General features: G+C 74.3%; 22 protein-coding genes and 1 pseudogene (1 of these 23 running past the window's edge). 16 read left to right on the top strand and 7 right to left on the bottom strand.

The window, feature by feature from the left end:
• Window positions 1–196 precede the first annotated feature (196 nt).
• The 3 genes from QMQ26_RS24905 to QMQ26_RS24915 all read left to right on the top strand — a co-directional run bounded on the left by QMQ26_RS24905 (window position 197) and on the right by QMQ26_RS24915 (window position 4,456).
• Window positions 197–1,534 (top strand): M16 family metallopeptidase, encoded by a 1,338-nt coding sequence (locus QMQ26_RS24905; RefSeq protein WP_282202740.1) that lies wholly within the window; start codon window positions 197–199, stop codon window positions 1,532–1,534.
• Between the two features lie 17 nt (window positions 1,535–1,551).
• Window positions 1,552–2,919 carry a M16 family metallopeptidase gene (locus QMQ26_RS24910; RefSeq protein ID WP_282206609.1) on the top strand — a complete coding sequence of 456 codons (1,368 nt, stop codon included), beginning with the start codon at window positions 1,552–1,554 and terminating at the stop codon, window positions 2,917–2,919.
• Window positions 2,920–3,262: 343 nt separating this feature from the next.
• Window positions 3,263–4,456: an RtcB family protein gene (locus QMQ26_RS24915; RefSeq protein WP_100840365.1), complete on the top strand. Its 1,194-nt coding sequence runs from the start codon at window positions 3,263–3,265 to the stop codon at window positions 4,454–4,456.
• Window positions 4,457–4,463: 7 nt separating this feature from the next.
• Here QMQ26_RS24915 and QMQ26_RS24920 read toward each other — a convergent pair whose 3' ends face one another.
• Entirely contained in the window at window positions 4,464–5,093 is a 630-nt protein-coding gene (locus tag QMQ26_RS24920; protein ID WP_282202741.1) for a TetR/AcrR family transcriptional regulator, read from the bottom strand.
• Between the two features lie 80 nt (window positions 5,094–5,173).
• Between QMQ26_RS24920 and QMQ26_RS24925 the strand changes: the two genes are divergently transcribed.
• Window positions 5,174–6,385 carry an MFS transporter gene (locus QMQ26_RS24925; protein WP_282202742.1) on the top strand — a complete coding sequence of 404 codons (1,212 nt, stop codon included), beginning with the start codon at window positions 5,174–5,176 and terminating at the stop codon, window positions 6,383–6,385.
• 177 nt (window positions 6,386–6,562) lie between these two features.
• On the opposite strand, the gene QMQ26_RS24930 is transcribed toward QMQ26_RS24925, so the two are convergent.
• Window positions 6,563–6,841 (bottom strand): HPr family phosphocarrier protein, encoded by a 279-nt coding sequence (locus tag QMQ26_RS24930; protein ID WP_282202743.1) that lies wholly within the window; start codon window positions 6,839–6,841, stop codon window positions 6,563–6,565.
• Between the two features lie 168 nt (window positions 6,842–7,009).
• On the opposite strand from QMQ26_RS24930, the gene QMQ26_RS24935 reads away from it, so the two are divergent.
• The 5 genes and pseudogenes from QMQ26_RS24935 to QMQ26_RS24955 all read left to right on the top strand — a co-directional run bounded on the left by QMQ26_RS24935 (window position 7,010) and on the right by QMQ26_RS24955 (window position 13,302).
• Window positions 7,010–9,784, top strand: coding sequence for a bifunctional acetate--CoA ligase family protein/GNAT family N-acetyltransferase (locus QMQ26_RS24935; protein WP_100840361.1), 2,775 nt, complete (start codon window positions 7,010–7,012; stop codon window positions 9,782–9,784).
• A gap of 111 nt (window positions 9,785–9,895) precedes the next feature.
• Entirely contained in the window at window positions 9,896–10,480 is a 585-nt protein-coding gene (locus QMQ26_RS24940; RefSeq protein ID WP_100840360.1) for a DUF5998 family protein, read from the top strand.
• A gap of 7 nt (window positions 10,481–10,487) precedes the next feature.
• Entirely contained in the window at window positions 10,488–11,645 is a 1,158-nt protein-coding gene (locus QMQ26_RS24945; RefSeq protein ID WP_282202744.1) for an alkaline phosphatase family protein, read from the top strand.
• A gap of 69 nt (window positions 11,646–11,714) precedes the next feature.
• A complete protein-coding gene (locus QMQ26_RS24950) occupies window positions 11,715–12,362 on the top strand; it encodes a thymidine kinase (protein WP_100840358.1) in 648 nt (215 codons plus the stop codon).
• A 113-nt stretch (window positions 12,363–12,475) separates the two neighbouring features.
• Window positions 12,476–13,302 (top strand): annotated as a pseudogene (locus tag QMQ26_RS24955) (sulfurtransferase).
• An 81-nt stretch (window positions 13,303–13,383) separates the two neighbouring features.
• Here QMQ26_RS24955 and sepH read toward each other — a convergent pair.
• From sepH to QMQ26_RS24970, 3 genes are all read right to left on the bottom strand, one after another.
• Window positions 13,384–14,469: a septation protein SepH gene (sepH, locus tag QMQ26_RS24960; RefSeq protein ID WP_100840356.1), complete on the bottom strand. Its 1,086-nt coding sequence runs from the start codon at window positions 14,467–14,469 to the stop codon at window positions 13,384–13,386.
• Between the two features lie 1,274 nt (window positions 14,470–15,743).
• A complete protein-coding gene (locus tag QMQ26_RS24965; RefSeq protein WP_282202745.1) occupies window positions 15,744–17,045 on the bottom strand; it encodes a D-arabinono-1,4-lactone oxidase in 1,302 nt (433 codons plus the stop codon).
• Between the two features lie 150 nt (window positions 17,046–17,195).
• Window positions 17,196–18,440, bottom strand: coding sequence for an MFS transporter (locus QMQ26_RS24970; RefSeq protein WP_282202746.1), 1,245 nt, complete (start codon window positions 18,438–18,440; stop codon window positions 17,196–17,198).
• A 222-nt stretch (window positions 18,441–18,662) separates the two neighbouring features.
• Here QMQ26_RS24970 and QMQ26_RS24975 point away from each other — a divergent pair, with 222 nt between their 5' ends.
• Both QMQ26_RS24975 and QMQ26_RS24980 read left to right on the top strand, forming a co-directional pair.
• A complete protein-coding gene (locus QMQ26_RS24975) occupies window positions 18,663–19,805 on the top strand; it encodes a ferrochelatase (protein WP_282202747.1) in 1,143 nt (380 codons plus the stop codon).
• Window positions 19,806–19,909: 104 nt separating this feature from the next.
• Window positions 19,910–20,710, top strand: coding sequence for an inositol monophosphatase family protein (locus QMQ26_RS24980; RefSeq protein ID WP_282202748.1), 801 nt, complete (start codon window positions 19,910–19,912; stop codon window positions 20,708–20,710).
• Window positions 20,711–20,811: 101 nt separating this feature from the next.
• Here the strand turns inward: QMQ26_RS24980 and QMQ26_RS24985 are convergent, their stop codons facing one another.
• Window positions 20,812–20,997: a hypothetical protein gene (locus QMQ26_RS24985; protein ID WP_030458050.1), complete on the bottom strand. Its 186-nt coding sequence runs from the start codon at window positions 20,995–20,997 to the stop codon at window positions 20,812–20,814.
• A gap of 469 nt (window positions 20,998–21,466) precedes the next feature.
• On the opposite strand from QMQ26_RS24985, the gene QMQ26_RS24990 reads away from it, so the two are divergent.
• From QMQ26_RS24990 to QMQ26_RS25005, 4 genes are all read left to right on the top strand, one after another.
• Window positions 21,467–22,120 (top strand): response regulator transcription factor, encoded by a 654-nt coding sequence (locus QMQ26_RS24990; RefSeq protein WP_100840350.1) that lies wholly within the window; start codon window positions 21,467–21,469, stop codon window positions 22,118–22,120.
• A gap of 43 nt (window positions 22,121–22,163) precedes the next feature.
• Entirely contained in the window at window positions 22,164–23,465 is a 1,302-nt protein-coding gene (locus QMQ26_RS24995; protein WP_282202749.1) for a sensor histidine kinase, read from the top strand.
• A 210-nt stretch (window positions 23,466–23,675) separates the two neighbouring features.
• Window positions 23,676–24,653: an acyl-ACP desaturase gene (locus QMQ26_RS25000; RefSeq protein WP_282202750.1), complete on the top strand. Its 978-nt coding sequence runs from the start codon at window positions 23,676–23,678 to the stop codon at window positions 24,651–24,653.
• A gap of 505 nt (window positions 24,654–25,158) precedes the next feature.
• The gene (locus QMQ26_RS25005; RefSeq protein ID WP_014138508.1) at window positions 25,159–25,458 is read left to right on the top strand and encodes a DUF4193 domain-containing protein; all 300 of its coding nucleotides are present in this window, start codon (window positions 25,159–25,161) and stop codon (window positions 25,456–25,458) included.
• Window positions 25,459–25,700: 242 nt separating this feature from the next.
• On the opposite strand, the gene QMQ26_RS25010 is transcribed toward QMQ26_RS25005, so the two are convergent.
• Window positions 25,701–26,180 carry a DUF3093 domain-containing protein gene (locus QMQ26_RS25010; RefSeq protein WP_404813956.1) on the bottom strand — a complete coding sequence of 160 codons (480 nt, stop codon included), beginning with the start codon at window positions 26,178–26,180 and terminating at the stop codon, window positions 25,701–25,703.
• A gap of 95 nt (window positions 26,181–26,275) precedes the next feature.
• Here QMQ26_RS25010 and QMQ26_RS25015 point away from each other — a divergent pair, with 95 nt between their 5' ends.
• A protein-coding gene (locus tag QMQ26_RS25015) for a PaaI family thioesterase (RefSeq protein ID WP_282202752.1) crosses the window boundary here: on the top strand, window positions 26,276–26,687 show its 5' portion. The gene runs 173 nt beyond the window's last position; 412 of the gene's 585 nt are visible here — the first part of the coding sequence; its start codon is at window positions 26,276–26,278; the stop codon falls past the right edge of the window.

The following is a 26,687-nucleotide window of genomic DNA, read 5'->3' on the forward strand; positions in this document are numbered from 1 at the left end:
GGGCGGACGCGGGCGTGAACGCCCCCCATTGTGGACCCTCGGTGGGACACCCCCCGTCACCCGGGCCGCTTCCGCCGCTGGCGAACGCGCCCCGTGGCCGGACACCTGACGGCGGGACCCGGCGTTGCACCACAATGGGGACGTCACACGCCCCCGGCCCGGAACACTCCGGAACCGACGACGGGAAGGACCCCGCATGGCCAACCCCGCGCCCGCAAGCGGCCTCGCCATCACCGAACACCGCCTGGCCAACGGCCTCCGCGTGGTGCTCTCCGAGGACCACCTCACCCCGGTCACGGCGGTGTGCCTGTGGTACGACGTGGGCTCCCGGCACGAGGTCAAGGGGCGCACCGGTCTCGCCCACCTCTTCGAGCACCTGATGTTCCAGGGCTCGGCGAACGTCTCCAACAACGGCCACTTCGAACTGGTCCAGGGCGCCGGCGGCTCGCTCAACGGCACCACCAGCTTCGAGCGCACCAACTACTTCGAGACCATGCCCGCCCACCAACTGGAGCTCGCGCTCTGGCTGGAGGCCGACCGGATGGGCTCGCTGCTGGCCGCGCTGGACGAGACGTCCATGGAGAACCAGCGCGACGTGGTGAAGAACGAGCGCCGCCAGCGCTACGACAACGTGCCCTACGGCACCGCGTTCGAGAAGCTCACCGCGCTGTCCTTCCCCGACGGCCACCCCTACCACCACACCCCGATCGGCTCGATGGCCGACCTGGACGCCGCGACGCTGGAGGACGCCCGCACGTTCTTCCGCACCTACTACGCGCCCAACAACGCGGTGCTGGCGATCGTCGGCGACCTCGACCCGGAGCAGACCGTCGCCTGGGTGGAGAAGTACTTCGGCTCGATCCCGGCCCACGACGGCAAGCAGCCGCCGCGCGACGGCGCCCTGCCGGAGACCATCGGCCGCGAGGTGCGCGAGCTGATCCGCGAGGACGTCCCGTCCCGCGCGCTGATGGCCGCCTACCGGCTCCCGCACGACGGCACCCGGGAGGCCGACGCGGCCGACCTGGCGCTCACCATCCTGGGCAGCGGCGAGTCGTCGCGCCTGTACAACCGGCTGGTGCGCCGCGACCGCACCGCCGTCGCGGCCGGCTTCGGCCTGCTGCGGCTGGCCGGCGCGCCCTCGCTCGGCTGGCTGGACGTCAAGGCCGGCGGCGACGCCACCCTGGAGCAGATCGAGGCCGCCGTCGACGAGGAGCTGGCCCGGTTCGCCGCCGAGGGCCCCACCGCCGAGGAGCTGGAGCGGGCCCAGGCGCAGATCGAGCGCGAGTGGCTGGACCGGCTCACCACGGTGGCTGGCCGGGCCGACGAACTCTGCCGCTACGCCGTCCTGTTCGGCGACCCGAAGCTGGTCAACGGCGCGCTGCCGAAGGTCCTCGACGTCACCGCCGAGGAGGTCCGGGCGGTCGCCGCCGCCCGGCTGCGCCCCGACAACCGGGCCGTGCTGGTGTACGAGCCGACCACCGGTGACGACGACGGCACCGCGAACGACGAGAACGACGAGGAGGCGGCGGCGTGAGCGACCACACCCCCGCGATGGAGTTCCACCCGCAGCCGCAGCCCGGCACCCCCACCCCGTGGGCGTTCCCGGCGCCCGAACGGCTCACCCTGGCCAACGGCCTGACGGTGCTGCACTGCCACCGCCCCGGCCAGCAGCTGGTCGCCGTCGACATGGTGCTCGACGCGCCGCTGGCCGCCGAGCCGGAGGGCCTGGACGGCGTCGCCTCGATCCTGTCCCGGGCGCTGTCCGAGGGCACCGACACGCTCACCGCCGAGGAGTTCGCGGGCGAGCTGGAGCGGGCCGGCGCCACCCTGGACACCCACGCCGACCACCCGGCGGTCCGGGTCTCGCTGGAGGTCCCGGCCTCCCGCCTGGAGCGCGGCCTGACCCTGCTCGGCGACGCGCTGCGCGCCCCCGCGCTGCCCGCCGACGAGATCGAGCGGCTGGTCGCCAACCGCCTCGACGAGATCGTCCACGAGCAGGCCAACCCGGCCCGGCGGGCCGCCAAGGCGCTGTACGCCGAGCTGTTCCCGGCCCACGACCGGCTGTCGCGGCCGCGGGCCGGCTCCGCCGACTCGGTCAAGCGGATCGACCGGGACGCGGTCAAGGCGTTCTACGACGCCCACCTGCGCCCGTCCACCGCCACCGCCGTGGTGGTCGGCGACCTGACCGGCGTCGACCTGGCCGCGCTGCTGGAGTCCACCCTGGGCCGGTGGAGCGCCGAGACCCGGGAGCCGGCCGCGCACGGCCCGGTGGTCGGCGACGACGCCGGGCGGGTGGTCATCGTCGACCGGCCCGGCTCGGTCCAGACCCAGCTGCTGATCGGCCGGATCGGCCCGGACCGGCACGACCCCGCGTGGGCCGCGCAGGTGCTCGGCACCTACTGCCTCGGCGGCACCCTCACCTCCCGGCTGGACCGGGTGCTGCGCGAGGAGAAGGGCTACACCTACGGCGTGCGGGCGTTCGCCCAGGCGCTGCGCTCGGCCGCCGACGGCTCCGGCCGCGGGCTGCTGGCGATCAGCGGCTCGGTGGACACCGAGTCCACCGCGCCCGCGCTCCAGGACACCTGGACCATCCTGCGCGCGCTGGCCGACGGCGGCCTGACCGACGCCGAGCGGGAGGAGGCCGTCCAGTTCCTGGTCGGCGTCGCCCCGCTCAAGTACGAGACGGCCGGCTCGGTCGCCGCGACCCTGGCCGACCAGGTCGAGCAGTACCTGCCGGACACCTACCAGGCCGACTTCTACCGGAGGCTGGCCGAGCTGGACACCGCGGCCGCCACCCGGGCCGTGGTCGCCGCCTTCCCGCCGGACCGGCTGGTCACCGTGCTGGTCGGCGACGCCTCGGTGATCGCCGAGCCGGTCAAGGCGCTCGGCATCGGGGACGTCACGGTCGTCGCCAACTGAGTCCGTCCGCCGGGGGTCCGACGGGGCGTCAGCCCCGCCGGACCCCCGGCGTTTTAATGCCTTGCGCGCCGCCGCCGCCCCGTGGGTAGATATCCCCGGCCGGGCGGCAGGCGCGCGGACCACGAGTGCGGAAGGAGGCGGTCACCATGCGGGTCGAGCCACGACGACGCTCCCCGAGACTGCCCTTCCGCTGTTCGTACCGAACCGCCTGAGCGGTCCCTCCGCGCAGCGCCGTCCGCTGCCCGCGGCCCGTCCCGGGCCGCCCCCCTGGTCTTCCCCGCCGCCGCACCGGGCCCCTTCGTGCGGCACCCTGAACCCACCCGACCCAGGAGGTCGCACCCCCATGTCGTACACCGAGGTACCCGGCGTCCGCGTCCCGATCCGGATGTGGACCGACCCGGCCACCGTCGAGGGCCAGGCCATGCAGCAGCTGCGCAACATCAGCACGCTGCCCTGGCTGCACGGCCTCGCCGTGATGCCGGACGTCCACCTGGGCAAGGGCGCGACGGTCGGCTCCGTCATCGCGATGAAGGGCGCGGTCTGCCCGGCCGCGGTCGGCGTCGACATCGGCTGCGGGATGACGGCCGTGAAGTCCTCGCTCACCGCGAAGGACCTGCCCGACGACCTGTCGCACCTGCGCCACCGGATCGAGCAGGCCATCCCGGTCGGCCGCGGCCTGCACACCGACCCGGTCGACCCGGGCAAGCTGCACGGCGTGTCCACCGCCGGCTGGGACGACTTCTGGCGGCGCTTCGACGGCATCGCGCCGGACGTCCGCTGGCGGCGCGAGCGGGCCGCCCAGCAGATGGCCACCCTCGGCGGCGGCAACCACTTCATCGAGCTCTGCCTGGACGACGACGGCGCGGTCTGGCTGATGCTGCACTCCGGTTCGCGCAACATCGGCAAGGAGCTGGCCGAGCACCACATGTCGATCGCCCGGTCCCTGCCGCACAACCAGGGCCTGATCGACCGCGACCTCGCGGTCTTCATCGCCGACACCCCGCAGATGGCCGCCTACCGCTCCGACCTGTTCTGGGCGCAGGAGTACGCCAAGCACAACCGGGCGCTGATGATGGTCCTGTTCCAGGACGCGGTCCGCCGCGAACTGCCCAAGGCCCGGGCCGTGTTCGAGCCGATGATCTCCTGCCACCACAACTACGTGGCCGAGGAGCGCTACGACGGCGTCGACCTGCTCGTCACCCGCAAGGGCGCGATCCGGGCCGGCTCCGGCGAGTACGGCATCATCCCGGGCTCGATGGGCACCGGCTCGTACATCGTGAAGGGCCTGGGGAACGCCGCCTCGTTCAACTCGGCCTCGCACGGCGCCGGTCGGAAGATGAGCCGGACGGCGGCCAAGAAGCGCTTCACCACGGCGGACCTGGTCGCGCAGACGGCGGGCGTCGAGTGCCGCAAGGACGCCGGCGTGGTCGACGAGATCCCCGGCGCGTACAAGCCGATCGAGAAGGTCATCGAGCAGCAGCGGGATCTGGTCGAGGTGGTGGCGCACCTCAAGCAGGTGATCTGCGTGAAGGGCTGACGGCCGGTCAGGGCCCGGAGGTGCTGCGGGCCGGGGCGAAGACGTACCGGTCCAGCACCAGCGGGATGTCCGCGAGGATCTCCGGGTCGCCCTGCGGGTCCTCCTGGAACGCCAGGCCGAGCATCCGCACGGCCACGGCCACGGCCACACCCGCCCGGCGGCGGGTCTCGGCCGTGCCCGCCAGCCCGAACGAGTCCACCAGCACCTCGTGCACGCGCTCCACGATCCGCCGGTCCACCTCGGCCCCCTCGCTCGCCAGCGCGGGGACCTTCGCCACGTGGAACCACACGTGCCGGTAGCCGGGCAGGGTGCGGAACCGGTCCGCGTACGCCTCGACCACCCGGGCGAGGAACTGCTCGGACGACGCGCAGGCCGCCACCGCCGCCGGGTCGGTGGCGGTGGCCAGCAGCCGCAGGTCGCCCTCCAGCCAACTGCGCTCCAGCGTTTCGAGCACCGCCTCCTTGTCCGGGAAGAACCGGTACAGCGCCCCCACCGACATCCCGGCCTCGGCCGCGATCTGCTTGGTGCTGAGCTGGTCGAACGGCATGGTGTCCAGCAGCCGGGCGGTGGTGGCCAGGATGCGGGCGAACTTCTCGCGGCTGCGCTGCTGCTGCGGCTCGCGGACCAGGGGGGACACGGCGGGCTCACTCTCCTTCTGCGGTGCCGGGCGGACGGGCCTCTTGACGCACCGGAAAAACGTGAACGATATTTTTGTTCATGTATTCGCGCGGCTTCCCCGTCCTCTGGGCGTCCGTCACCATATCCAGCCTCGGCGACGGTATGCGCTTCGTCGCCCTCCCGCTGCTCGCCGTCGGGCTCACCGGCGACGCCCGGCTGATCGCCCTGGTCGCGCTGGCCGGCCAACTGCCCTCGCTGCTGCTCGCCCTCCCCGCCGGGGCCTGGGCCGACCGGCTCGACCGCCGCCGCATCCTCTTCTGGGCCGACGCCGCCCGCACCCTCGTGGTCGGCGCGCTGGCCGTCGCGGTCGCCGCCGGGACCGCCTGGATCGGCTGGCTGGTGCTGGCCGCGCTGCTGCTCGGCACCGGCGAGATCCTCTACAGCGCCGGCTGGTCCGGCATGGTCCCCACCCTGGTCCCGCCCGCCGAACGGGCCCGGGCCAACTCCCGGCTGCAGGCCAGCGCCCTGATCGCCGACACCCTGCTGGGCACCCCGCTCGGCGCGGTGCTGTTCGGGCTGGCCGCGGCGCTCCCGCTCGCCGTCGACACCCTCTCCTTCGCCGTCGCGGCCGCCCTGGTGCTCCTGCTGCGCGGAGACTTCCACCCCGGCCGGGCGGCGGACGCCACCGGGCGGGCCCCGCTGGGGAGTCAGGTCGCCGAAGCACTGCGCTGGCTGCGCGGCCGCCCCGTCCTGTTCCGGCTCTGCCTGGCCGGCGGCGTCTCGGGGGCGGTCTCCTCCGGGCTGATCGCCGTCCTGGTCCTCTACACCAGCCGCGCCCAGCACCTCGGCCCCACCGGATTCGCCCTGCTGGTCGCGGCCTTCGCCGTCGGCGGCCTGCTCGGCAGTGCCCTCACCCCGCGGCTGCTGCACCGCTGGGGCGTCCGTACCACCATGGTCGCCGGTGTCCTCGGCTCGGCGACCTGCGCGCTGCTGGTGGCGCTCGCCCCCGCCTCCGAGATCGCGGCCCTCGGTGTCGCCGCCTACGGCCTCACCGAGTTTGCCTGGGCGATCGGCGGAGTGACCCTCCGTCAGGCCCAGATCCCCTCCCGCCTGCTGGGCCGGGTCTCCATGGCCTACCAGCTCGTCTTCAGCGCCGCGGGCGCGACGGGCGCGGCCCTCGCCGGCGTCCTCGCCCACCAGTGGGGCCCCCGCGCTCCCTACTTCGCCGGTGCCGCCCTGCTCCTGGCCGTCCCCCTGCTCCTCCCGGGCACCCGCCGCGAGGCGGCGGGCTGGGCGCTGGTGAGTGGCTGAGGAGATACGGCGGGGCGCGCATCCGGGGCCCGGGGAACGGCGGGGCCGTGCTGCTGGCGGCCGGAGCCCGTCGGAGGTCCGTGCTGCTGCGTGCAGTGAACGGAACCCGAAGCAGCGGCGCGCACCGGCAGCAGACCCGGGCTCGCCGTTCCCCGAGCCCCTGGCGGGGCGCTCTGCTTATGCGGCGGGCAGCTCGTCCAGGCCCTCCTGGACCAGCTTGGCGACGCGGTCGAGCGCGGCCTCGGCGCCGTCCGCGTCGGCGGCGAGGACGACGGTGTCGCCGCCGACCGCGCCGAGGGCGAGGAGGCCGAGCATGGAGCCGGCGTTGACCGGGGCGCCGCCCTCCTTGGCGATGGTCATCGGGACGCCGGTGGAGGTGACGGCCTTGACGAAGACGGAGGCGGGACGGGCGTGCAGGCCCTCGGCCCAACCGATGGTGACGCGGCGCTCAGCCATGAGAGGTGCCTTTCACGTGGTGCAGGGTGGTGCAGTGTTGTCTAGACCAGTGTTGCACGGTCGGGCACTGCGGGCCCGTCGGCGCGGGGGCGCGGCGACGGCACGGCCAGCGTGCCGCGCCCGGCACGCCTGGCGCCATCAGGCTCGCCGACGACTACGCTGGCGGGCGTGGAGCACGAGCGCGCGGCGGCGGACAACGGGTACCCCCAGCACTGGGAGGCGGACGTCCTGCTGCGGGACGGCGGCACCGCCCGGATCCGGCCGATCACCGCCGACGACGCGGACCGCCTGGTGGAGTTCTACGAGCAGGTCTCGGACCAGTCGAAGTACTTCCGGTTCTTCGCCCCCTACCCGCACCTGTCCGACAAGGACGTCCGCCGCTTCACCCGGCACGACTACGTGAACCGGGTCGGCCTGGCCCTCGTCGTGCGCGACAGGTTCGTCGCCACCGTCCGCTACGACCGGATCGACAAGGACGGGATGCCGTCCACCACCGGCACCGACGCCGAGGTCGCGTTCCTGGTGCAGGACGCGCACCAGGGCCGGGGCATCGCCTCCGCGCTGCTGGAGCACATCGCGGCGGTCGCGCAGGAGCGCGGCATCCGCCGCTTCACCGCCGAGGTGCTGCCGGAGAACCGGAAGATGGTGAAGGTCTTCACCGACGCCGGGTACACCCAGCGGCGCAGCTTCGCCGACGGCGTGGTGCACCTGGAGTTCGACCTGGAGCCGACCGCCGCCTCGCTGGCCGTCATGCGCGCCCGCGAGCACCGCGCCGAAGCCCGCTCCGTGCAGCGCCTGCTGACGCCCCGTTCGATCGCCGTGATCGGGGTCTCGCGCAACCCGCACTCGGTCGGCCGGGCGCTGCTGCGCGACGTCCGCTCCGGCTTCGACGGCCCGGTGTACGCGGTGAACCGGGGCGCCGAGCCCGGCACCGAACTGGAGGGCGTGCCCACCCACCGCTCGGTGCTGGACGTCCCCGGGCCGGTGGACCTCGCGGTGATCGCGGTGCCGGAGCCGGCCGTCCCCGGCGCGGTCGCCGAGTGCGGGGCGCACGGCGTGCGGGGCCTGGTGGTGGTGAGCGCCGGGTACGCGGAGACCGGCCCGGACGGGCGCGACCGGCAGCGGGAGCTGGTGCGCCAGGCCCGGGCGGCCGGCATGCGGGTGATCGGCCCGAACGCGTTCGGCCTGGTCAACACCGACCCCGAGCACCGGCTGAACGCCTCGCTGGCCCCCGCGCTGCCCGCGCGCGGGCCGTTCGGCGTGTTCTGCCAGTCCGGCGCGATCGGCGTGGCCCTGCTGGAGGCCGCGCACCGGCGCGGCACCGGCATCTCCTCGTTCGCCTCGGTCGGCAACCGCGCCGACGTCTCCGGCAACGACCTGCTCCAGTACTGGGAGGAGGACGCCGCCACCGAGGTGGTGCTGCTCTACTTCGAGTCCTTCGGCAACCCGCGCAAGTTCACCCGGATCGCCCGCCGGCTCGCCGCCAGCAAGCCCGTCGTGGTGCTCAAGGGTGCCCGGCACACCGGCAGCCTGCCGCCCGGCCACGCCGTCCAGCCCGCCGCCACCCGGCTGCGCGACAGCACCGTGGACGCGCTGTTCCAGCAGGCCGGGGTGATCCGGGTGGACACCATCACCGAACTCTTCGACACCGGCGAACTGCTCGCCGGACAGCCGCTGCCCCGGGGCAACAAGGTCGCCGTGGTCGGCAACTCCGACTCGCTCGGCCTGCTCACCTACGACACCTGCCTGAGCGCCGGACTGCGCCCCCGCACCCCCGTCGACCTGACCACCGGCGCCGGCGGCGAGAACTTCCGGGTCGCCCTGGAGACCGCGCTCGCCGACCCGCACACCGACGCCGTGATCGCCGTCGCCATCCCGCCGATCGGCGTGCACGGCCCCGACCCGGCCCCCGAGCTGGTCGAGGACGCCCCGGAGATCGCCCGGGCCCTGCTGGACGCCGCCGAACGCGGCCGGGAACTCGGCAAGCCGCTGCTGCTCGCCCACCTCGCGCTGCCCGCCATGGTCGCCCGGCTGCGCGCCGGGGGAGTGCCCGCCTACCCGGCCCCCGAGCGCGCCGTGCACGCCCTGGCCGACGCCGTCCGCTACGCGAAGTGGCGCCGGCGCAGCGCCGAGGCCGAGGAGACCGCCCGGGTCCCCGAACTGGACGGCGTCGACGAGCACGCCGCCCGCGCCCTGGTCGAGCGCGCCCTGGCCGGCCGGGAGGCGGTCGCCGCCCGGCTCCAGGCCGGCGGCGCCCGGGTCACCCTGCCCGACGCCGAGGCCGCCGAACTGCTCGGCCACTACGGCATCCCGGTCAGCCCGACGCTGCCCGCCCCCGACGAGGCCGGCGCGGTCCGGGCCGCCGCCGCGCTCGGCTACCCCGTCGCGCTCAAGGCCACCGCCGAGCACCTGCGCCACCGCCCCGACCTGGGCAGCGTTCGGCTCGACCTGACCGGCGAGGCCGAGCTGCGCCGCGCCCACCGCGAGCTGGACGCCCTGCTGGGCGGCGCCGCGCAGGCCGAACTGGTGGTGCAGCGGCTGGCCCCGCGCGGCGTGGACACCGTGATCGGCGCCTCCGTCGACCCGGCCGTCGGCACCATCCTGTCCTTCGGCCTGGCCGGCGCCCCCGCCGAACTGCTCGGCGACGTCGCCCACCGCCTGGTCCCGGCCACCGACCGGGACGTGGCCGAGCTGATCCGCGAGGTCCGGGCCGCCCCGCTGCTGTTCGGCTGGCGCGGCGCCGAGGCCGTCGACACCGACGCGCTGGAGGAGCTGCTGCTGCGGGTCTCCCGCCTGGTCGACGACCTGCCCGAGGTCGCCTCGGTCGACCTGGAGCCCGTGGTGGTCGCCCCGCACGGCCTGACCGTGCTCGGCGCCCGGGTCCGGATCGCCCCGCTGCCGGTCCGCACCGATCTGGGACCGCGCGCCATGAGCACGCTGTAACCTTGCGTGGTTGCCCGCTCGGCAGGACCGGGTGACCCCCGGCACCGCGAAGGCCGGGCGACCCGGCGCAGTGCCACCCGCCGCAGTGGCGGGACATGCCAGGATGGAGATATGGCGAAGACCGGTACCACCACGCAGGACCTGCGGTCCGCGATCGAGCGCAGCGGCTACTACCCGGCGCTGGTCTCCGAGGCGGTGGAGTCCGCGGTGGGCCCCGAGCCGATCAGCTCGTACCTGGTGCACCAGGAGACCACCTTCGACGCCAACGAGGTCCGCCGGCACGTCACCGTGCTGGTGCTCACCCCGTCCCGCTTCGTGGTCAGCCACACCGACGAGCAGAACGGCGACGCGGCCACCCCCGTCCCGTACGCCACCACCTCCACCGAGACGGTCCGACTGGACCGGATCACCTCCGTGGTGGTCAGCCGCATGGTCGCCAACCCCGAGACGTACACCCCCGGCACCCCGCCGCGCGAGGTCGTCCTCACCATCGGCTGGGGCGCCGTGCAGCGCCTCGACCTGGAGCCGGCCGGCTGCTCCGACCCCAACTGCGAGGCGGACCACGGCTACACCGGCTCCGCCACCGCCGACGACCTGTCGCTGCGGGTCAGCGAGGCCGGGGACGGGCCGGAGACGGTCGCCCAGGCGCTGGTGTTCGCCCGGGCGCTGTCCGAGGCGACCGTGGCCAACGGCTGAGCCTGGCATGCACCACGAGGACCACTACGACCTGCTCGACCCGGCCGCCGCCCCCGTCCCGCGCTACGGCAGCGCCGCGCTCTCCGACCTGCTGCCCACGCTCGCGGCGGGCCTCGGCGTGCCCGGCTACCGGCCCGTGCTGCCGCTGGAGCCGGCCGACCGGGTCTGCGTGTTCCTGGTCGACGGCCTCGGCTGGGAGCTGATCCGGGCCAACCCCGACTGGGCGCCGTTCCTCACCTCGCTGACCGCCGGGCGCACCCCGATCACCGCCGGGTTCCCGTCCACCACCGCCACCTCGCTGGCCTCGGTCGGCACCGGCCTGCCGCCCGGACAGCACGGCCTGGCCGGGTACACGGTGGCGATCCCCGACAGCGGGCGGCTGATGAACCAGCTGCGCTGGACCCCGCCGGTCGACCCGCACGCCTGGCAGCCCTACCCCACCGTCTTCGAGCGGGCGCACCGGGCCGGGGTGGCCACCGCCCAGGTCTCCTCCCCGCTGTTCGCCACCACCCCGCTCACCCAGGTCGCGCTCTCCGGCGGCACCTTCCTCGGCCGCACCACCGGCGAGGAGCGGATGGACCGGGCCGCCGCCTGGCTGGCCGAGCACGACCGCGCCCTGGTCTACACGTACCTCAGCGAACTCGACGCCGCCGGGCACCGGTACGGCGTCGCCTCCGACGAGTGGCGGCTCACCCTGTTCGCGGTCGACCGCCTCGCCCGCCGCCTCGCCGAGCAGCTCCCGCCGCGCTCCGCGCTGTACGTCACCGCCGACCACGGCATGATCGACATCGCCCCCGAGGACCGGATCGACTTCGACGAGGACTGGGAGCTCTCGGCCGGCGTCGCCCTGCTCGGCGGCGAGGGCCGGGCCCGCCACGTCTACGCCCACCCCGGCGCCGCCGCCGACGTGCACGCCGTGTGGAGCGAGGTGCTCGGCGAGCAGATGTGGGTGGCCACCCGCGAACAGGCCGTCGCCGCGGGCTGGTTCGGCCCCTCGGTGGACGAGCGGGTGCTGCCCCGGATCGGCGACGTGGTCGCCGCCGCCCGCGACGACATCGCCGTCATCGCCACCCGCAGCGAACCCGGCGAGTCCCAGATGGTCGGCCTGCACGGCTCGATGACCCCCGTCGAGCAGCTCGTCCCGCTGCTCGAAGTCCGAAGCTGAGTCCCGCTGAGCCCCCGCTGACCTCCCCGTCCGACCTGTTCGACCTGTCCGAAAGGCTGACGCTCCGCCATGGCTGAATTGGTGTTCTTCTCGGGCACGATGGACTGCGGCAAGTCCACGCTGGCCCTCCAGATGGACCACAACCACGCCGCCCGCGGCCGCCAGGGCATCATCTTCACCCGCCACGACCGGGCCGGCGCCGCCACCATCTCCAGCCGCCTCGGCCTGCGCGCCGACGCCGTCGAGGTCGGCGACCTCTTCGACTTCCAGGCGTACGTCGTCCACCTGCTCTCGGCGGGCGGCAAGGTCGACTACCTGATCTGCGACGAGGCGCAGTTCTTCTCCGCCGGACAGATCGACCAACTCGCCCGCATCGTGGACGAGTTGGGCATCGACGTGTTCACCTTCGGGATCACCACCGACTTCCGCACCAGGCTCTTCCCCGGCTCCCAGCGCCTGATCGAACTCGCCGACCGGGTCGAGGTCCTCCAGGTCGAGGCCCTGTGCTGGTGCGGCGCCCGCGCCACCCACAACGCCCGCACCGTCGGCGGCGTCATGGTGGTCGAGGGGGCCCAGGTGGTGGTCGGGGACGTCGCCGTCAACGAGGACGAGATCGGGTACGAGGTGCTCTGCCGCCGCCACCACCGCCGCCGCCTCACCGCCGCCACCGCCCGCGCCGCCGTCCTCTCCCCGGACGTCCTCCCCTTCGAGGGCTGACCAGCCCGTCGGACCGCCTCCCCGCCGGACCGCCTCCCCGTCGGATCGTTTCCCCGGGTGACGCGATCGCCGGGGCCGCCCCGCGCACCGCGCCCGCGCGCCACAATGACGGCATGACCTCGCCCCTGATCACCGTCGCCGAACTCGCCGCCGCGCTCGGCTCGGACCGGCCGCCCGTTCTGCTCGACGTCCGCTGGGCGCTCGGCGGCCCGCCCGGAGCCGAGGAGTACGCCGCGGGCCACCTGCCCGGCGCGCACTACGTCGACCTCGACCGCGAACTCGCCGACCCGCCCGGCCCGGCCGGCCGCCACCCGCTGCCCGACCCCGACCGCCTCGCCACCGCGCTGCGCCGGGCCGGCGTCACCGCCGACCGCCCGGTCGTCGCCTACGACGCCGGGCCCGCGCTCTCCGCCGCCCGCGCCTGGTGGCTGCTGCGCTGGGCCGGCCACCCCGACGTCCGGGTCCTCGACGGCGGCCTCGCCGCCTGGACCGCCGCCGGCCACCCGCTCACCACCGACACCCCGCCCCCGGCGACGGCGACTTCAAGGTCGACCCCGGCCACCTGCCCACCGTCGACGCGGCCGGCGCGGCCGAACTCGCCCGCACCGGACTGCTCCTCGACGCCCGGGCCGGCGAGCGCTACCGCGGCGAGACCGAACCCGTCGACCCCCGGGCCGGCCACATCCCCGGCGCCACCTCCGCGCCCACCGGCGAGAACCTCGCCCCCGACGGCCGCTTCCTCCCGCCGGCCGCGCTGGCGGCCCGCTTCGCCGCGCTCCACCTCACCGACCCCGCCCGCACCGCCGTCTACTGCGGCTCCGGCGTCACCGCCGCCCACCAGCTGCTCGCCCTCACCCTGGCCGGGCAGGACGGCGTGGCCCTCTACCCGGGCTCGTGGAGCGAGTGGTCCGCGAACCCGGACAACCCCGTCGAGGTCTGAGCGGGAAGACACGTCCTCGAAGGGGGCGGGGTACGGCAGGGGCCCGGGCTGTGCCCGGGCCCCTGTGGACGCGCCGTTCGGTTACTCGGGCTTCTTGCGGCGCGAGCCGAAGACGATCTCGTCCCAGCTCGGCACCGTCGCCCGGCGCCCGGGGCGGACGCCGTCGGCCTCGGCCTGGCGGTCGGTGGTGCCGACCAGGCGGTCCCGGTGCGGGGCGACGGAGCGCGGCATCAGGATGTCCGCGTACGCGGAGCCCGCGCCGACGCTGGCGGCGGGGGCCGCCGTCTCCTCGATCTCCTCGGGCTCCTCGGTGACCGCGGTCTCCACGCTCGGGCCGACCGGGGTGAGGTCGCCGCGGTAGGAGGGCACCACGTCCAGCAGGCTGGTCAGCGAGTCCCGTTCGGGCACGGCGGCGGTGGCGGCGGAGGCCGCCGCCTCGCGGGCCTCGCGGACCTGCATGATGCGGTCGGCGGAGGGCCGCTCGATCATCGGGCGGGCCGGGCGGTCCTGGGGGAGCCGGGCGATCCGCGGGATGAACGGGAAGACCGAGTCCTCCTCGCGCTCGACGTTCTCGCCGATCAGCGCGCGGGCCTCGTCGTCGTTGGGCTGGACCAGCCGCCGGGGCGGGTCGTAGGACCAGGCGGCGCGCCGGTGCTCGCCCTCGGCGCGGTACCAGAGGACGACCTCCCAGGTGCCGTCGTCGCGGCGCCAGGAGTCCCAGCGCTCGGTGTCCTTCTCGGCGCCGCGCAGCGCGAGGCGCTCGGCGACGGCCTCGCCGAGCTGCGGCCCGGTGGACTCGCCGTGCCGGCGGATCGCCGTCTTGCGGGCCCGCTCGGCCATGAAGGCGCGCTCGGCGAGCACCGGGCCCTCGAAGCGGCGGACGCGCTCCACCGAGATGCCGGCGGCCTGGGCGACCTCCTCGGCGGAGGCACCGGCTCGTATCCGCGCCTGGATGTCGCGGGGGCGGAGGTGGCTCTCCACCTCGATCTCGATCTGGCCGAGCCGCGGGCGGTCACCCCGGACGGCGGCGCGCAGCCGCTCGTCGATCGGCAGGGTGTACTCCGTGCTGTCGGCAGCCTTGAGCACCAGCCGTGTGCCGTCGTTGCTGACGGCCACGACGCGCAGTTCGGGCACGGTTACCTCCCGGGTGGTGCCTGCCGACGTCACCTGCGTCGCTGCTCCCGTACTGAGTGTGGCCTGCCCGCTGGCGAGTGGCCACAACCTTGCAGAGTTACCCGGCGTGTCGGGCTTTCGCCCGGGCGCGCCGCTGTGGCACGGTTGCCTGTTTGCCACGTCGACGGTCGACATCGCACCCGGGCGCCCGGTCCGTCGTCTGACGGGTCGTAGACAGCGGGTCCGAAGGCTCAGGCTCCACGAACAGTACTCCATTCGTGGCATCCGAAGGGGCGGCTCGCCGCTCAAGTCTCCCGCGAATCACCGGAATCTCAAGAGTGGCCACCCCATTGACCCACCGGCGATCAACGGACGGTGATCATCTTCACATATATCGACCGGGGAGAACCGGATTTTCGACCCTTGTGTCCTTCTTTGGGCAAGATGGAGAGACTTGTTCAAAATTCCGACACGCCGACCGAGGGACAGGGATGCCGCACCAGAGCCAGCAGTTCGCGCACGGACCGGCCGGGGCGGAGGAGAAGGCGGAGCGCAGACGGCTCGACCTGACGACCGCTCAGGTGGCCGCGAGCGCCCTGGCCGCGGTGGTCGGCGCGGTACTCGCCTCGGAACTCGGAGTGTACGGAACGATACTCGGTGCGGCCGTCGTCTCGGTGGGGGCGACCGTCGGAAGCGCGCTCTTCCAGCACCTGTTCAAACGCACCGGGGAACAACTGCGCAACGCGGTGGAACGGGGTGCCGAATCCGCCCCCGCCGTGCACCCGGCACCCGCGCCGCCGGGCGGAATCAGCCCGGACTGGAACGCCCCCCGGGTGCTGCGCGCGAAACGCCGCTGGACCTGGAAGTCGTACACGGCGGTCTCCGCGCTGGTGTTCGTGCTCGCCATGGTGCCGGTCGTCGCGGTGGAACTCGCGGCCGGGAAGCCGATGCACGACATCACCACCGGGCAGGACGGCGGCGGCACCTCGTTCAACCCCTCGCGGCCGTCCGGCGACCGGCAGCAGCCGCCGACCCCGCGGACACCCCGTCCACCGGGCCGTCCGACCTCCCCTCCGGCCGGTCCTCCCCCACCCCCTCGGCGACGCCGAGCGGTTCGGCCGGGCCGTCCGGGGCGGCGTCGGGCTCGCCCTCCGGGGCCGCGTCCGTCCCGCCCGCGCCGAGCGGCACGCCCTCCGGCGGGGCCTCGGACGGCGGGGGCCGGGACGGTGGGGACCCGGGCGGCGGGGCGGCGCCGCCGACCGCCACCCCGGGCGGGACGGCCGAACCGACCGGCTGACGACTGACGACTGACGGCGGACGCGGCCGGGTCAGGCGCCCAGCACCCGGCGCAGGTAGGCGTTGGCGAACCGGCGCTCCGGGTCGACCTTGTCGCGCAGCGCCGTGAAGTCGCCGAAGTGCGGGTAGACGGTCGACAGGTACTCGGCGTCCCGGGTGTGCAGCTTGCCCCAGTGCGGGCGCCCCCGGTGGGCGGTCATCAGCTTCTCCACCTCGGTGAAGTAGGAGAGTTCGCGGGTGCCCCGGTACAGGTGGACGGCGATGTACACGCTGTCCCGCCCGTTCGCGGTGGAGAGCCACAGGTCGTCGGCCGGGGCCACCCGCACCTCCACCGGGAAGCTGATCCGCCAGTCGGAGCGCTCCACCAGCGCCTTCAGCTCGCGCAGCACCTCGGTGGCCGCCTCGCGCGGCACCGCGTACTCCATCTCGATGAAGCGGACCTTGCGCGGGCTGGTGTACACCTTGTACGCCTCGTCGGTGAACCGGCGCTCGGACCAGGCCCGGCTGGCGATCTTGGCTATCGTCGGGATCGCCCCGGGGAAGGCGCGGCCCACCCGGCAGGCGCCCTCCCAGACCGTGTTCGACACGAAGTCGTCGTCCAGCCAGGCCTTGAAGGCGGGCAGCGGCGCGGCCGGGCCCTGGCTGCGGTTGTTCCGCTTGGTCGAGCAGCGGTCGGTGTGCGGGAACCAGTAGAACTCGAAGTGCTCGTTCACCGCCGTCAGGTCGTCGAAGGAGCCCAGCACCTCGTCGAAGCCCATCGGCTGCTCGTGCGCGGAGAGCAGGAACATCGGCTCCACCGCGAAGGTCAGCGCGCTCACCACGCCCAGCGCGCCCAGGCCCAGCCGCGCGCCCTGGAACAGCTCCGCGTCCTCGGTCGCCGAGCAGGTCCGCACCGAGCCGTCGGCGAGGACGATCTCGACCTCGGTGACCTGGGCCGCGAGCGAGCCGGAGTCGCGGCCGGTGCCGTGGGTGCCGGTGCTGGTCGCGCCCGCGACCGTCTGCACCTCGATGTCGCCCATGTTCGTCAGCGAGAGGCCGGCGGCCGCCAGCAGCCGGTTCAGCCGGTGCAGCGGCAGGCCGGACTCGACGGTGACCGTCCCGGCCGCCCGGTCGAGCCCGCGGACGGCGGTCAGCCGGTCCGGCCGGACCAGGACGGCGTCCCCGGCGGCGGCGATCGCGGTGAACGAGTGTCCGGCCCCGACCGCCTTCACCGGCAGCCCGGCCCGCCCGGCCGCGACCACCGCCGCCGAGAGCTCCTCGACCGACCCCGGCGCCACCACCCGCGCGGGCCGCGCGCTCTGGTTCCCCGCCCAGTTCCGCCAGACCTCGGTCATCTCCAGAGCCTCCCGCTCGCGCGTGTCCTACCTTCCGGTTCTACCGGTGGGTACGGGGAGCGTAGTCACCAGGATCGCGCAGGTCTACGGTTCGACGGGAGCGGACCGACCGCCCGCCGGACCCGCCCGTCCGCCGGGGCCGGACCGGGCCTAGGAGCGCACCGCCTCCACCGCCGGCTGCCGCGCCACCGCGAGCCGGCGGCGCAGCCGGGGCAGGCCGGTGTAGGCCGCCAGCGCGGACAGCGCGGCGGCGCCGACCGGGACCCAGTAGCCGTTCGCGCTGCCGGCCGCGTCGACCACGATGCCCGCCGCCGAGGAGCCGACGGCGACGCCGAGGGCCAGACCGGTGGTGGTCCAGGTCATGCCCTCGGTGAGCCGGGCGGCGGGGACGAGCCGTTCGACCAGGGCCATGGAGGTGATCAGGGTGGGGGAGATGGCGAGGCCGGAGAGGAAGAGCGCGCCGCCCACGCCGACCAGGGCCGCGGTGCCGTGCAGGAGCTGGGCGGCGAGGATGAGCGGGGCCATCCCGGCGGCCATCACGCCGACGCCGACCAGGAAGCGGCGGTCCAGCGGGGCGGTGAACTTCAGCGCGCCGAAGACCGCCCCGGCCAGGCAGGAGCCGAGGGCGTACACGGCGAGGACGCTGCCGGAGGCGGCGGGGTGGCCCTGGGCCTTCGCGAAGGCGACGGTGACCACCTCGACGGAGCCGAAGACGCCGCCGATCGCGGCCAGCGTCAGGATCAGGATCTGGATGCCCTTGTCGCGGGCGACCGAGGCACCGGCCCGGTGCTCGACGGGGTGGGCCGGGGGTTCAGTGCGGCGCTGGGCGGTGAACAGCAGGATGCCGACCACCAGGAAGACCCCGGCGAGCAGCAGGCCGGACTCGGGGAAGAGCGAGGTGGCCAGGGTGGCGGCCAGGATCGGGCCGATGATGAAGCAGATCTCGTCCGCGACGGCCTCGAAGGAGTACGCGGTGTGCAGCTTGGGCGGCGCGTCCCGGTAGAGGTGGGCCCAGCGGGCCCGGACCATGGAGCCGGTGCTGGGCATGGTGCCCATGCCGACGGCGAAGACGAACAGCGTCCAGTCCGGGAAGCCGTAGTGCGCGCCGAGCAGCAGCCCGGCGGCGGCGAGCACGGTGACGCCGGCGGCGGGGAGGGCGACGCGGCGCTGGCCGTACCGGTCGACCAGGCGGGAGATCCGCGGGCCGAGGACCGCGGCGGAGACGGCGAGGACGGCGGAGAGCAGGCTGCCCAGCCAGTAGGAGTCCTTGATCCGGCCGAGCATCGTGACGATGCCGATCCCGGTCATGGAGATCGGCAGGCGGGCGATCAGCCCGGTGAAGGAGAAGGCCAGGGAACCGGGGGCGGCGAAGATCTGGCGGTAGCTGGACAGCACGGGGGGTGGCTCCGTCGGAGGTCGGATGGGGGTAAGACGCAACCATCGGTAATGCGCGACCGTCGCCCACACAGCTTACGAAGCGTGGTCGAACCTCTGCATCCGGGTGGTTCGCGGACATCCCGGACCTCAGCCCCCGCGCACCGGCCCGGTCGCGCCCGTGCACCGGCCGGGCCGCGCCCGTGCACCGGCCGGGCCGTCACGAGTGGCAGGATCGGAGCCATGTCCGACACGCGCATCCCGAGCCCCACCGACCCCGCGCCGTACGACGCGCTGCTGCTGCTCTCCTTCGGCGGGCCGGAGGGTCCCGAGGACGTGGTGCCCTTCCTGGAGAACGTCACCCGCGGGCGGGGCATCCCCAAGGAGCGGCTGGCCGAGGTCGGCAAGCACTACTTCCTGTTCGGCGGGGTCAGCCCGATCAACGAGCAGAACCGGGACCTGCTGGCCGCGCTGCGCAAGGACTTCGCCGACCACGGCCTGGACCTGCCGGTGTACTGGGGCAACCGGAACTGGGCCCCGTACCTGGTCGACGCCCTGCGGGAGATCGCCGACGACGGGCACCGCCGGGTGCTGGTGCTGGCCACCAGCGCCTACGCCGGGTACTCGGGCTGCCGGCAGTACCGGGAGAACCTGGCCGACGCGCTGGCGCGGCTGGCCGCCGAGGGCCGGCCGGAGCTGACCGTGGACAAGTTGCGGCACTTCTACAACCACCCCGGCTTCGTCGAGCCGATGGTCGACGCCACCCTGGCCGCGCTCGCCGAACTCCCGGAAGCGGTCCGGGACGGCGCCCGGCTGGCGTTCACCACGCACTCGATCCCGACCGCGATGGCCGAGACCTCCGGCGCCCCCGACGACCCGGCCCGCGGCACCCCCGGCGGCGCGTACGTCGCCCAGCACCTGGAGGTGGCCCGGCTGGTCGCCGCCGCGGTGGCCGGGCGCACCGGCGTCGCCGACCGGCCCTGGCAGCTGGTGTACCAGAGCCGCTCCGGCGCCCCGCACACCCCGTGGCTGGAGCCCGACGTCTGCGACCACCTGGCGGCGGAGCACGCGGACGGCGCCGCGGCCGTGGTGATGGTGCCGATCGGCTTCGTCTCCGACCACATGGAGGTCAAGTACGACCTGGACACCGAGGCGGTGGCGAAGGCCGCCGAGCTCGGCCTGCCGATCGCCCGGACCGCCACCGTCGGGGCCGACCCGCGGTTCGCCGCCGCCGTCCGGGACCTGGTGCTGGAGCGGGCCGCCGTCCGGCGCGGCGAGCCGGTCACCCGGTGCGCGCTGGGCGCGCTCGGCCCCAGCCACGACGTGTGCGCCACCGCCTGCTGCCCCAACCCGCGCGCCCCCCGGCCCGCCGCCGCCGAAGCCTGAGCGCCCGAGCGCGAGCACCGAAGCGCCGGCACCGAAGCGCGACGCCCGGGCACCGACGCCCGGGCACCGAAGCCCGAAGTCCGAGACCCGGAGGACCGAGACCAGTGATCGACGACCTGCTGCAGGAGTTGCTCGCCACCGCGCTGGAGGCGGCCACCCGGGCCGGCGAGCTGCTGCGCGACGGGCGGCCCGCCGACCTCGGGGTGGCCGCCACCAAGAGCAGTCCGGTGGACGTGGTGACCGAGATGGACCTGGCCTCCGAGAAGCTGGTGCTGGAGCTGATCTCCGCCCGCCGCCCGGACGACGGCTACCTCGGCGAGGAGGGCGCCGACCACCCCGGCACCAGCGGGGTGCGCTGGGTGGTCGACCCGCTCGACGGCACTGTCAACTACCTGTACGGGCTGCCCTCCTGGGCGGTCAGCGTGGCCGCCGAGCTGGACGGCGAGGCGGTGGTGGGCGTGGTCTTCGTCCCGGCCCGGAACGAGCTGTTCCAGGCGGTGCGCGGCGGCGGCGCCCACCTGGACGGCCGCCGGCTGGCCGTCCGCCCGGCCCCGGCGTGGGGCGGGGCGCTGGTGGCGACCGGCTTCGGCTACCTGCGCGAGCGGCGGGTGCACCAGGCCGAGGTGCTGCACGCGCTGATGGGCGAGGTGCGCGACGTCCGCCGGGGCGGCGCCGCCGCCGTCGACCTGTGCGACCTGGCGGCCGGCCGGTTCGACGGCTACTACGAGCGCGGCCTGGCCCCCTGGGACCGGGCGGCCGGCCTGCTGATCGCCGCGGAGGCGGGCGCGCTCACCGGCTCCCGCCCCGGCCTGCCCGCGGACGGCGAGCTGACCGTCGCCGCCCCGCCCGGCGTGTTCGAACCGCTGCAGGCCCGGCTGGAGGAACTCGGCGCCTGGCACGACTGATCCGCCGCGCGGCGGGCAGACGCGAAGCGCCCCGGACCGGTGAACCGGGCCGGGGCGCTGGTCGGACGGGGCCGCACCTGGCGGTACGGGAAGGGGAACGGTCAGGCGGCGGAGCGGTGCGTGCCGAGGACCGGGTCCACGCCGTGTTCGGTGGCGAGGCGCTGGAGGTCCTCCAGCTCGGACTGCTCGACCTCGGCCAGGAACTCGTCCCCGGACTCGATCGCGCGGTGCAGATCCTGCTCGGCGTTCTTGATCCGCTGAAGGATTCCGGCGGTGAAGGCGTCCATACGGGCCCCCTTTGCTGTGTCGACGGGCACGGTCCGAGCAGCCCCCCGGCGCGGAACCGGACAAACCCCGGTCGGGCCCCCTGGACCGGACGCGGGTTCCGGTCGGGTGCTCGGGCGGCGCAGGGGCCGCGACCCGGTGGTTTTCCGTCCCAGGCCGGTGCGGATGGGGCACTCGGCGGGTGGTGGTGGCCGCGACGCGCCACAGGACGGCATCACGGTGTGCACGTGTCCTCCCCACCCCCCGGCCATGGAAACCTCCAACTCTCGGGAAAGTTGCCCGAGTCACAGTCCAAACAGGCGGGCACCGCTCCGCTTTCGCGGACGGCGCACCGGACTTACGACTGCTTTACCGCGCGACCAGGCAGGATGGAGGCACCGTCGGATCCGCCTGCCCGGGTCCGCGCCCGGCGCCTCACGGCCCGCACGGGCGAGCACGGCCAGGGCCGCTCCAGCAGAAGGGACAACCACCGTGCGGGTACTCGTCGTCGAGGACGAGCAGCTGCTCGCCGAGGCCGTCGCCACCGGCCTGCGCCGGGAGGCCATGGCGGTCGACGTCGTCTACGACGGGGAGGCCGCCCTGCAGCGGATCGCCGTGAACGACTACGACGTGGTGGTGCTCGACCGGGACCTCCCGCTGGTGCACGGCGACGACGTGTGCCGCCGGGTGGTCGAACAGGGCCTGGCCACCCGGGTGATCATGCTCACCGCCTCCGGCGACATCAGCGACCGGGTCGAGGGACTGGAGATCGGCGCCGACGACTACCTCCCCAAGCCGTTCGCCTTCAGCGAACTCGTCGCCCGGGTAAGGGCGCTGGGCCGCCGGGCCACCGTCCCGCTGCCCCCCGTGCTGGAGCGCTCCGGGATCAGCCTCGACCCCGGCCGCCGCGAGGTGATCCGGGACGGCAAGCCGGTCCAGCTCGCGCCCAAGGAGTTCGCCGTGCTGGAGGTCCTGATGCGGGCCGGCGGCGCCGTGGTCTCCGCCGAGCAGCTGCTGGAGAAGGCCTGGGACGAGCACACCGACCCGTTCACCAACGTGGTCCGGGTCACCGTGATGACCCTGCGCCGCAAGCTCGGGGACCCGCCGGTGATCGTCACCGTGCCCGGCTCCGGCTACCGGGTGTGACCCGCACCCCCGAACCGTCCACCGTCTGAGAGGACTTCCGGCCATGACCACCCCGCCACTCCCCGGCGGGGCCCCCGGCACGCCCGCCCCGGGTCCGCACCAGGTGCCCCCGCGACCGTCGCACCCCCCGCGCCGCCCCGACCGCGACCGCGCCGACGACACCTACCACCCCGGCGACGGCCTGTTCGCCTGGCTGTCGCTGCGCCCCACCATCCGCATCCGGCTCACCCTGCTGTACGGCGGGATGTTCCTGATGGCGGGGGTGGTCCTGCTGCTGCTGATGTACTACTTCGTCCGCTCGGCCTTCGACCAGGCCCAGCTGCCGCACCTGACACTCGGCAACAACATCGCGGTCACCCTCAACGGCCAGGAGATCCGGGACCAGGCCACCCTGGACCGGGCGATGGCCGCCCTCCAGGAGGTCAACAGCAGCCAGGCGCTCTCCACCCTGCTGCGCCGGGCGCTGACCGCCCTGGTCTTCCTGGCCGCGATCGCCTTCGCGGTCGGCTACGCGATGGCCGGCCGGGTGCTCCACCCGCTCGGCCGGATCACCCGCACCGCCCGCGAGGTGGCCGGCAGCGACCTGCACCGCCGGATCGACCTGGACGGCCCGGACGACGAGCTCAAGGAGCTCGCCGACACCTTCGACGAGATGCTGGAGCGCCTCGACCGGGCCTTCGACTCGCAGCGCCGCTTCGTCGCCAACGCCTCGCACGAGCTGCGCACCCCGCTGGCGATCAACCGCACCCTGCTGGAGGTCCAGCTGGCCGACCCGGAGGCCTCGCCCGACCTCCAGCAGCTCGGCAAGACCCTGCTGGCCACCAACGAGCGCAGCGAGCAGCTGGTCGAGGGCCTGCTGCTGCTGGCCCGCAGCGAGAACGAGCTCACCGAGCGGCGCCCGGTCGACCTGGCCGAGGTCGCCCAGCGGGCCATGGAGCAGACCCGGGCCGAGGCGGCCAACCGCGAGGTGGAGCTGCGCGCCGAGCTGGCGCCCGCCCCCGCGCACGGCAACGGCGTGCTGCTGGAGCGGATCGCGCTCAACCTGCTGCAGAACGGCACCCGGTACAACACGCCCGGCGGCTGGGTGGAGATCACCACCTCGGCCGTCCGCGGCGGGGGCGGCGAGCTGGTGGTCAGCAACACCGGCCCGGTGGTGCCCGGCTACGAGCTGGAGCACATCTTCGAGCCGTTCCGCCGCCTCCGGGGCACCGACCGCACCCGCAGCGACAAGGGCGTCGGACTCGGCCTGTCCATCGTCCGCTCCGTGGTGCGCGCCCACGGAGGGGCCATCGAGGTCACTGCCCGCCCCGGAGGCGGCCTGCGGGTCCAGGTCCGCATCCCGTAGCCGCCGGCCCGCCCCGGGCCCGCCGGTGCCCCCTCCGGGCGCTCCGGCCGCCCCCTCCCCGCCGGACCCGTCCCAGCCGCCCCCGCCCAGCCGTGTCGGAACGACATAAGTGCTGGACAGGGGCGGCTTGTCATTTGCCGCCGCGACAACTTACGGTGTCGTAACCTACGCAGCCGTAGGTCAGCCCGTCCCCTCCGCAGGAGCAACGCCGTGACCATCGCCCCCGTGCAGCGCACCGCCACGAACGCTTGGACCGACGCCAGGCTGATCCTCGCGCTCGAGGAGGTCGTGGAGACCGAGCTCAACCGCCACCTCAAGGTGGCCAAGGAGTGGATGCCGCACGAGTACGTGCCGTGGAGCCGGGGGCGGGACTTCGACGGCGTGCTCGGCGGCGAGGCGTGGTCGCTCGACCAGTCCCGGGTCACCCCGCTGGCCCGGGTCTCCCTGGTGGTCAACCTGCTCACCGAGGACAACCTGCCGAGCTACCACCACGAGATCGCCAGCATGTTCGGCCGCGAGGGCGCCTGGGGCACCTGGGTGCACCGCTGGACCGCCGAGGAGGGCCGGCACGGGATAGCGATCCGCGACTACCTGCTGGCCACCCGCGCCGTCGACCCGGTCGAGCTGGAGCGGGCCCGGATGGCGCACATGTCCGAGGGCTTCGAGTCGGACAACGCGCACAGCATGCTGCAGTCCGTCGCCTACGTCGCCTTCCAGGAGCTGGCCACCCGGATCGCCCACCGCAACACCGGCCACCACTCCGGCGACCCGCTCTGCGACCAGCTGCTGGCCAAGATCGCCAACGACGAGAACCTGCACATGGTCTTCTACCGGAACCTGCTCAAGGCCGCCCTGGAGATCGCCCCCGACCAGACCATGCGGGCCATCGCCGACGTGGTGATCAACTTCCGGATGCCCGGCCACGGCATGCCCGGCTTCGAGCGCTCCGCCGCCCAGATCGCCATCGGCAACGTCTACAACCTGCGCATCCACCACGACGACGTGCTGCAGCCCGTGCTGCGCCACCTGAAGGTCATGGAGACCACCGGCCTCGGCCCGGTCGGCCAGCACGCCCAGGGCGAGCTGGGGGCCTTCCTGGCGGGCCTGGACGACCAGGCCACCCGCTTCGACGAGCGCCAGGCCGCGATGCTCGCCCGCCGCGCCGCCGCGGCCGCCGCCCGGGCCTGAGCGGCGGCCCGGGAGCTACCGGTCGGTATGCGGACAATTCGGCCGCGCGAACCTCGGCCGAAAGGCCCGCTTTGGCGGCAAACGCCCGCTGTCGCGCCCAATGTGACGAACCTCACACCTGTCCGGAAGGCGTACCCGCCTCCCTCGATGGTGTGATCACTCGTTCGGGTGGGCCGGTAGCGCTCGGTCACCGACCGGCCCGGCCGAAGCCCGTCCGGCCGGGCACCAAAAACCTTCCCCGGTCGCCCAGTTGCCGCCCCCGACGGCCCCGGACGATCACCGACCGTGATGATCGGTGAGTTCCGGTCCGAACCGATTCACCCGTACGGTGGACGGTGTTCGGACCCTGTTCGGTCACCCCGACGGGCCCCTGTCCGGATGTCGATTGAGTAACAGGGCTTGAAGTAAGGCACAATCTCGGCCTCGGGTCGGGCACAAGACCGGCCCCCCAGGCGTTACGTGCGCTGGAGATACCGCACACACCCAAAGGGGGAGAGCGAAAACTATGGCAACGGACTACGACACCCCACGCAAGACCGATGACGACCTCAACGAGGACAGCATCGAGGAACTCAAGGCCCGCCGGAACGAGAAGGCGTCCAGCTCGGTCGACGTCGACGAGTACGACGCCAACGAGGGGCTGGAGCTTCCGGGCGCCGACCTCTCGAACGAGGAGCTCTCGGTCCGAGTGCTGCCCCGACAGGCCGACGAGTTCACCTGCATGAGCTGCTTCCTGGTGCACCACCGGAGCCAGCTCTACAGCGAGAAGAACGGCCAGCCGATCTGCCGGGACTGCGGAGCCTGAAAACGGCGCGGCACTGGCCCGGGCGGGCGGTACCCCTCCGCCGGCCCGGTACGCCGCCCCGTCCGGCCTTGAGCAGCAGGGCCGGAGGCAGTAGCAGCGATCGCCCCGAGCGGTCGCACCCGGCAGGGCGCCCCACCGCGCTCCCGCCCCGCAGGGCTCGCAGACAGACCGAAAGGGACGGTCCCACCCACCGGGTGGGACCGTCCCTTTCGCATCCACCACCGCCCGCCGGCGGACGGCCCTCAGTGCTCCCGCGCGGCGCCCCGCCCGTCCGACGCGCCCCGCCCGTCCGACGCGGCGGCCAGCGCGTCCGCCAGCTTCTGCGGCGACCGGGTCGACAGGTACAGGTACGGGGTCGGGTCCGCCGGATCGGTCACCTCGACCTTCAGCGCCGTCGGCACGTAGCTGCGCAGCAGCATGAACGCCCGCGGATCGGCCTTCACCGACCGCCAGGCCACCGCCTCCTTCGGGTTCAGCACCTCGGCCGCGCCCAGCGCACCCACCGGGATCCGGGCCTGCCCGGCCACCAGCGACCCCTGCACCACCCGGATTCGCGCCGACCCGTAGCCGCTCAGCGCCGCCGCCCCCGCGACCACCCCCACCACCAGCCCGACCAGCGCGCCCACCCCGCTGAAACGGAGCAGGATCAGCGCGAGCGACAGCCCGAGCGCCACGGACAGCAGCCACCAGGACCGCGGGACGGTGAGACGTTCCTCGTACATGCCCCCCATTGTGGGCGCTCCGCACACCGCGCCCACCCCCGGGGCCCCGCCGCCGCACCTGTCCCGGAAAACTACCGACAGGTAGGGTCGGCGCCGTGAACGGACCCACCACCCCCACCACCCCGCCCGCGGACGCCGTCCTCCCCGACCGCTCCCCGCTGGCCCCCGCACCCGGCACCCTCATCGGCTCCCACTACGACGAGTGCTTCGGCTGCGGCCCGCACCACCCCCAGGGCCTCCAACTCACCGCCGTCGCCGGCGAACACCTCGACGTCACGGCGCAGTTCACCGTCAAGCCGGCCCACCAGGGCGGCCCCGGCCTGGCCCACGGCGGCGTCCTGGTCAGCGCCATGGACGAGACCCTCGGCACGCTCAACTGGCTGCTCGGCGCCCCCGCCGTCACCGGCCGCCTGGAGACCGACTTCGTCCGCCCCGTCCCGGTCGACTCGGTGCTGCACATCCACGCCCGGGTGACCGGCGTGCACGGCCGCAAGGTCTACAGCGCCG

The sequence above is a fragment of the Kitasatospora fiedleri genome (assembly GCF_948472415.1).
GTDB classification, from domain to species: Bacteria; Actinomycetota; Actinomycetes; order Streptomycetales; family Streptomycetaceae; genus Kitasatospora; species Kitasatospora fiedleri.

Excerpts from the sequence above, each read along its gene's own strand:
- QMQ26_RS24905 (WP_282202740.1), top strand. The coding sequence starts at position 197 with ATGGCCAACCCCGCGCCCGCAAGCGGCCTCGCCATCACCGAACACCGC.
- QMQ26_RS24910 (WP_282206609.1), top strand. The coding sequence starts at position 1,552 with ATGGAGTTCCACCCGCAGCCGCAGCCCGGCACCCCCACCCCGTGGGCG.
- QMQ26_RS24915 (WP_100840365.1), top strand. The coding sequence starts at position 3,263 with ATGTCGTACACCGAGGTACCCGGCGTCCGCGTCCCGATCCGGATGTGG.
- QMQ26_RS24925 (WP_282202742.1), top strand. The coding sequence starts at position 5,174 with ATGTATTCGCGCGGCTTCCCCGTCCTCTGGGCGTCCGTCACCATATCC.
- QMQ26_RS24930 (WP_282202743.1), bottom strand. The coding sequence starts at position 6,841 with ATGGCTGAGCGCCGCGTCACCATCGGTTGGGCCGAGGGCCTGCACGCC.
- QMQ26_RS24940 (WP_100840360.1), top strand. The coding sequence starts at position 9,896 with ATGGCGAAGACCGGTACCACCACGCAGGACCTGCGGTCCGCGATCGAG.
- QMQ26_RS24945 (WP_282202744.1), top strand. The coding sequence starts at position 10,488 with ATGCACCACGAGGACCACTACGACCTGCTCGACCCGGCCGCCGCCCCC.
- QMQ26_RS24950 (WP_100840358.1), top strand. The coding sequence starts at position 11,715 with ATGGCTGAATTGGTGTTCTTCTCGGGCACGATGGACTGCGGCAAGTCC.
- QMQ26_RS24965 (WP_282202745.1), bottom strand. The coding sequence starts at position 17,045 with ATGACCGAGGTCTGGCGGAACTGGGCGGGGAACCAGAGCGCGCGGCCC.
- QMQ26_RS24975 (WP_282202747.1), top strand. The coding sequence starts at position 18,663 with ATGTCCGACACGCGCATCCCGAGCCCCACCGACCCCGCGCCGTACGAC.
- QMQ26_RS24985 (WP_030458050.1), bottom strand. The coding sequence starts at position 20,997 with ATGGACGCCTTCACCGCCGGAATCCTTCAGCGGATCAAGAACGCCGAG.
- QMQ26_RS24995 (WP_282202749.1), top strand. The coding sequence starts at position 22,164 with ATGACCACCCCGCCACTCCCCGGCGGGGCCCCCGGCACGCCCGCCCCG.
- QMQ26_RS25005 (WP_014138508.1), top strand. The coding sequence starts at position 25,159 with ATGGCAACGGACTACGACACCCCACGCAAGACCGATGACGACCTCAAC.
- QMQ26_RS25010 (WP_404813956.1), bottom strand. The coding sequence starts at position 26,180 with ATGTACGAGGAACGTCTCACCGTCCCGCGGTCCTGGTGGCTGCTGTCC.